The 6,096-nt window shown below is 47.0% G+C and carries 5 protein-coding genes; all 5 read right to left on the bottom strand.

What is annotated here, in order from left to right; genetic code table 11:
- On the bottom strand, positions 1-424 hold a 424-nt coding region (locus ENN47_07835), incomplete at its 3' end, for a Rubrerythrin (GenBank protein ID HDP78078.1).
- A complete protein-coding gene (gene hemW / locus ENN47_07830) occupies positions 408-1,547 on the bottom strand; it encodes a radical SAM family heme chaperone HemW (protein ID HDP78077.1) in 1,140 nt (379 codons plus the stop codon). The genes ENN47_07835 and hemW, both read right to left, overlap by 17 nt.
- Positions 1,547-2,368, bottom strand: a complete 822-nt coding sequence (locus ENN47_07825) for a hypothetical protein (protein HDP78076.1) — start codon at positions 2,366-2,368, stop codon at positions 1,547-1,549. Before ENN47_07825 ends, hemW begins: the two co-directional genes overlap by 1 nt.
- Positions 2,365-3,807, bottom strand: a complete 1,443-nt coding sequence (gene gatB, locus ENN47_07820; protein ID HDP78075.1) for an Asp-tRNA(Asn)/Glu-tRNA(Gln) amidotransferase subunit GatB — start codon at positions 3,805-3,807, stop codon at positions 2,365-2,367. Before gatB ends, ENN47_07825 begins: the two co-directional genes overlap by 4 nt.
- Positions 3,807-5,210: an Asp-tRNA(Asn)/Glu-tRNA(Gln) amidotransferase subunit GatA gene (gene gatA, locus ENN47_07815; GenBank protein ID HDP78074.1), complete on the bottom strand. Its 1,404-nt coding sequence runs from the start codon at positions 5,208-5,210 to the stop codon at positions 3,807-3,809. Before gatA ends, gatB begins: the two co-directional genes overlap by 1 nt.
- Positions 5,211-6,096: the final 886 nt, after the last annotated feature.

Below are 6,096 nucleotides of genomic sequence, written 5' to 3'. Positions count from 1 at the left end.
TGTGTTTTTCCTCTTCAGCGAGGATCTTTCCGAGGGCATCGGCAGTCTCGGCCTTCACGTAGTGCACTAGACTCATATAGAAAGCTATGCTCTTCTTCTCAACTTCTATTGCCATGGCAATAGCCTCGTCATAATCGGAACTGTTCATTGCATCGTGCAGTCTGACGGGAAAAACAGCTCCCTTAGTCAAGTCCTCCAGATATGCCCTTGCGTCGTCCCAGTTCACGAGTTCGGCGGCCTCTTCATCGAATCTCTTCAGCAGAGTTCGGAAGGTCTCTGAATGTCTTCTCTCCTGAGAGGAAAGAAAACGAAAGACCGAGCCTTGTTTTTCACTATTGGTGCTCTCGGCCAGGTTCTTGTAGAAGTCTGCTCCTTCATTTTCGACTCTCAATGCAATCTCGAGCGCCTCATGTGGAGAAAGCAATTTCAATCTCCTCCTTAATGTCTAAGAGCTTCTGAAAAATACTTCTTGAAACGTCCATCCCGGTCTCGTTCAATACTACAACTTTGCTGTCGGGTGAAATATACTCTCCCAGGTAGAGTCTTATTTTTGAAATCAAGAGACCGAGGAGCTCTTCGGGATATCTCTTGCGAGACAAATCAACCCCTTCAGTCAATCTGAGCCCCATGAAAAGAGTCTCAAACAATTCCTGAATAGTAGTATTGTGGCTAAATTCTCTGACAGGTTTCAGATTACGTCCAATCAGTTCTTCATAACTACGCAGGTCGTCCGTATTGACATATCTCTTCTCGTCAAAGTGGCCGCCCGCCGAAAGTCCAAAACCCAGGTACTCCTCATTGCGCCAGTACTTGAGATTATGAAGGCACTCTCTATTATCCGTTGACCACGAAGAGATCTCATATCTCTTGTAGCCCATTTTCCCCAGTGATTCAAGAAGCAAATCGTGAAGCCCTTCCAGTATTTCAGGGTCGGGCATTTCAATGATAGCATCATGCACCCGACCCATCAATTCAGTTTCGTGATCGGAATCAAAGACATAATATGAAACATGGTCCGGCCCGATGGCGCTAATTAGCTCGAGATTCGCTCTCACGTTGCCCTCTGTATCTCCAGGAAGACCTAAAATGAAATCGAGATTCAAGTTGTCAAACATCTCTCTGCACATTACTAATCTCTCTATCAGATCGGAAGGTGCGGGCCTATTGCAGATATCGAGAATGCTCTTCTCAGACGACTGGACGCCAACCGATACTCTGCTAAAGCCCAACTTTCTCCATTCTTGAAGACGTTCTCTTTCAAGTTCCCACGGATTGGCCTCTATAGTAGCCTCTTCTATCTCCATTTTCAGCGAACTGTTGAGATGCATTAGCAAATCATTCAGCAGTTCAACCGGATATAGAGACGGGGAGCCACCTCCGAAGTAGAGTGTTTCGACTGTATCTGAGATCGAATACATCTCGATCTCCCTTTTCAAAGAACGATGATATTCGTCCACGAGCTCAGAATCATACTGAACTGTACAGAAGTCGCAGTATGAACATTTTCTGGCACAAAACGGGATATGCACATATACACCCATACCCATCAGAAAACAAGCCTCATAAAAATCCCGTTCAAATTGAAGTTTGTGATCGAAATTCCAGCGTAAATCGAATCATCGCTTCCAAGTTTCGAGATCAACATTTGAGCGTCAATTCCACGCAAGCTGACCATCACAGTCGGTGAAAGCATCAGTCTGAGATCACCGGCTGGCACGATAAAATTGCCTGCAAAAGCCAATCCAAGATCGAATGACAGGTAATTCATTCCTATCCCGATTCCGTATCCGACCTCTCCAAGAGAGTCGTTCGTCTTCAGGTCCACAGTGGCAACAACATTCGTTTCTGCGTTTCTGATCCTCAAACTCCTCTCATATTCTTTTGCGTAAAGATACAGACCTATGTCTTTGAATGAGAAGGAGTCTTCCCGATGGAGAAAGACGCTAAGTCCACCATTTAGCTGACCCAGGGGAAGTCTCACCCAGTTTCTTACGAGATACTTCATATCACCTGCCGTAGAAAGCTCGAGCTCAAGGGAGGTGTGCGAGAAAATCGGAATCTGATTCGTGTTGGTAACGTATCTGACACCCATGAATAAACCTTCGTGACTTGCAAGGATCGAACCTCTGAAAATCCCGTCCCTCGTCTTCAACTTGAGAAAACCCGTTGAAAACTCCTCCCAGCTGTCGACGTATGTCACACCTACATAAGGTGTTCCGGAAGCCAGCGCTAGAGTCATATATATATCTTCATAGGCCCTGATATCCGCAGAGACGCTCCACCCTGCGTTATTCAGTTTGATCTGAGTTTCGGCAGAAAGAATTACGGCCGAAAATATCAGTAAGAACAGGCAAAAACCCTTCTTCAACCCTTAAGCATCCTCCTTGCGATCTCATTCACTTTCATTGGATTCGCCTTTCCTCTTGTAGCCTTCATAACTGCTCCTACAAAATATCCAAGAACGCCCTCCTTCCCGTCTCTGAACTGCTCAACGGCAGATGGGTTATCGGTCATAGCCTTGCGTAAAGCATCCTCGATTACTCTGTCATCGTCTATCTGTTCAAGCCCCTTCTCTTTGACTATCTCCATAGGTGATTTCCTTCCCTCTACAATGAACGGAAAGATATCTTTCGCAATCTTGTTCGATATCTTTCCTTCGTCGATAAGCTCGAAAAGCTCCTTGAAATGCTCGGGGTTTACCTTCACTTCTTCGACTGAAAGCTCCTTTTCATTCATAAGTCTCATTAATTCACCCATGATCCAGTTTGAGCTCTCCTTAGGTTTGTGAGTGGTCTGTGCAACTTCTTCAAAGTAAGAAGCTATGTTGCCGTCTGAAGAAAGAACTGTCGCATCGTAGCGGGGAAGCGAGTACTGCCTAATGAATCTCTCTATCTTTTCCCATGGGAGTTCTGGGAGATTCCCCGCAATTCTTTTTATAAGATCGTCACTGACAATCAGTTTCGGAAGGTCCGGTTCCGGGAAGTAACGGTAGTCGTTCTCCTCTTCCTTTGATCTCATAGAAATCGTTTCTTTGGATGAGAAGCTCCACGATCTCGTCTCCTTAACCACATCGTCTCCGGATGAAAGGGTTCTTGAAATTCTCTCCTGTTCGAATTCCAGAGCCTTTTCGACAAACTTGAAGGAATTGATGTTCTTCACCTCGACCCTGTTCGAACTTCTCCCTGCTTCATCTACTATCGAGATATTCGCGTCACATCGCAGGGCACCTTTCTCCATGTCTCCAGAACAGACTCCCAGCGCTCTGACGGTGTCTCTAAGCAGCTCCATGAAGACGCGGGCTTCGGCAGGGCTGCGAAGATCGGGCTCGGTTACGATTTCGATGAGCGGAACTCCGCATCTATTGAGGTCAACATAGCTACCAGATGAGCCGGTAATAGAATCGGTTCCTTGGTGAATCATCTTTCCAGCGTCCTCTTCGATATGTATTCTGCGAATCCTGATCTTTCTCTTTTCGTCTCCGTCCTCGAGATATAAGTAGCCGTTTTCGGCAATGGGAAAGAAGTACTGAGTTATCTGATAACCCTTGGGCAGATCGGGATAGAAGTAGTTCTTTCTGTCAAAGACCGACCGTTTGTTTATAGTGCAGTTCATTGCCAAGCCGGCCATGATGGCAAACTCGACCACCTTCTTGTTGAGAACGGGCAGGGCGCCTGGCTGGCCAGTGCAGACCGGGCAGATCGCCGTGTTGGGTTCAAGATCAAAGACATCGGCCCTACAGCTGCAGAAGGCCTTTGTATCAGTTCTGAGTTGAGCGTGTATTTCAAGTCCGATAACAGTCTTGTTCATTACTCAGTCCACCTTTCCGGGAGTATGGCCAGCCCGCTTCTGTAAGATGGAGAGAGATCCTCGATTCCCTTTGCTGCGTCTAGAAGAGAGACGTCACTGAACCTTCTGCCAGTAAGAAGCACGCCGACAGGCATTCCATCAACGAGTCCTGCAGGCAAAGAGATCGACGGGAGCCCCGCAACATTCGCTGGTATCGTGTAAATATCCATCAAATAATATGTCAGTGGATCGGTAATCTCTCCGATTTTCGGTGCAATCACCGGAGAAGAGGGATTCAAGATGAAATCGTATTCATCTAATACTCTATTCAGTTCGCCGGCCATGACGCTTCTCGTTTTCAAAGCTTTTCTATAATAGGCGTCATAATAAGTCGCACTCAGGGTGAAAGTTCCAAGAAGGATTCTTCTCTTCACTTCCTTCCCAAAACCTATATCCCTATTCTTGTTTGTGAGGCTTTCATAGTCTTCCGATGGCACTCTCGGTCCGAATCTTATCCCTTCGTAGCGAGCGAGATTCGAACTGGCCTCGGCGGGCGCAATTAGATAGTAAGTTGCCACAGCGTACTCGACCGAAGGGATGGAAGTCTCTTCTACCTCTGCTCCTGAACGCCTTAGATCTTCGATTATTGAAAGGAATCTCTCCTTCACTCCGGAATCAAGGCCTGGATAATTAAGCATTTCAGAAGGAACGGCAAGTTTCAGCCCCTTGAGATATCCCCTAAGAGACACATCAAAAGATTGCTCTTTTCTGACTGTATTTGAGTCATAACTATCATGTCCCGATATCATAGACATAACATCTGCGGCGTCTTGGGAGCAGCGAGTCATTGGTCCGATCTGATCCAGCGAAGAGGCAAACGCGACTAGCCCATATCTCGATACGAGTCCGTATGTTGGTTTGAAGCCGACAATACCGCACATGGAAGCCGGCTGTCTTACAGAACCGCCCGTGTCACTGCCGAGAGCGAACGGAGAAAGCCCCGCGGCCACTGCGGCTGCGCTTCCGCCGCTGCTTCCTCCCGGAATGCGTTCAAGATCCCAGGGATTTCTCGTAGGCCCGAAGGCAGAATTCTCTGTGGAGGACCCCATGGCGAATTCGTCCAAATTTGTCTTTCCGAGAAGCTTTCCTCCCAGAATGTCGAGCCTTCGCGTCACCGTTGCATCGTATGGAGATTCGTAATTCTCTAGCATTCTGCTTCCGCAGGTTGTTCTGGTCCCCACAGCCAGGATGTTGTCCTTCAGGGCATACGGGAAACCACCTCTCTTATCGTCTGACGGGCTGCTTACCTGAAGGAATGCCTTGAGTTCATTGTTGTACTTGCTTATTCTCTCTCTGTAGAACTCGAAAGTGTCTTCAAGAGATATGATTTCTGAGAGTCTAAGATTCAGGGGATTCTTTGTCACGAAAGCCACCTCCGGATATTCACGACAATTCTAACATTTTCAGAGGACTTCTAACAGCAGAAAGCAACTCGAAATTGAGTAAACGCCTCATCTTCGAATCAAACGCCGTCATTCCTTATGAGGATTTTGAGGCCGCTGGATTTTTACTAGGCTGCATTTTGGACCGTGCAAGGCAAAATGAAGAGAGAATCTTAGTTCTCAGGATCCCCTATAGGCTGGAAAAGGAATGGAAACAAGGGCTGATTAAGGAAACAAGTCCGAACCTTCGTGATCTTTGGGAAGAGATCAATAGCAGTTTCCGATAAGGAAACACTATACAGGGCCGTTAATGACCCCAAACTGCAATCCTGTTGGGTCACCGTGATGTGCGCATGTTCAACGGTCCTGTACGGGATCATGTTTACACTTCATTCTGCCCTTACGCGGCAAAAAGTGATAGTGAGAAGCTTCGCGAGCTTGTACCTCTATCGTGAAAGACCACCCTTCTCAGAATAACCCGAAGCAAGAAAGACTATCATCGCCTATGGCCCGCCCCGAAATATTCCTTTTTGGGGCTTATGTTTGCGGAACCTGTTCAGGGCTCCTGCAAGGGGTCTGCTTTCTCTCCTTATTCTTCGAAGTCTCGAATATGGTTTCTCGCGAAGTGATACTACATCTCAAACATAGAGCGTCTTCTTGCTCTCTCATTCCAGTCCCGCAAGAAGACTATGATTCTGAATATAATCAAAGATTGAGAAGTTCGGTAAGTGGTTCTTCACTTTCTTCCTGGCGTGTAACATAAGCATCAGCCTCACTTCCTGCCGGAGGCAGTATCACTTCTGGTTCCGTTTGAGAACGGCGGAACGCTAACAGCTAACGGTTTCACCCTGATCTTGGTGGAACAGAT

The organism is Mesotoga infera (genome assembly GCA_011045915.1).
Lineage (GTDB): Bacteria > Thermotogota > Thermotogae > Petrotogales > Kosmotogaceae > Mesotoga > Mesotoga infera_D.
Note: the sequence above shows the minus strand (reverse complement) of the source record. Positions and strands in the feature narration are given on the sequence as shown.

Coding starts and splice junctions, on each gene's coding strand:
- hemW (HDP78077.1), bottom strand. CDS start 1,547: ATGGGTATGGGTGTATATGTGCATATCCCGTTTTGTGCCAGAAAATGT.
- gatB (HDP78075.1), bottom strand. CDS start 3,807: ATGAACAAGACTGTTATCGGACTTGAAATACACGCTCAACTCAGAACT.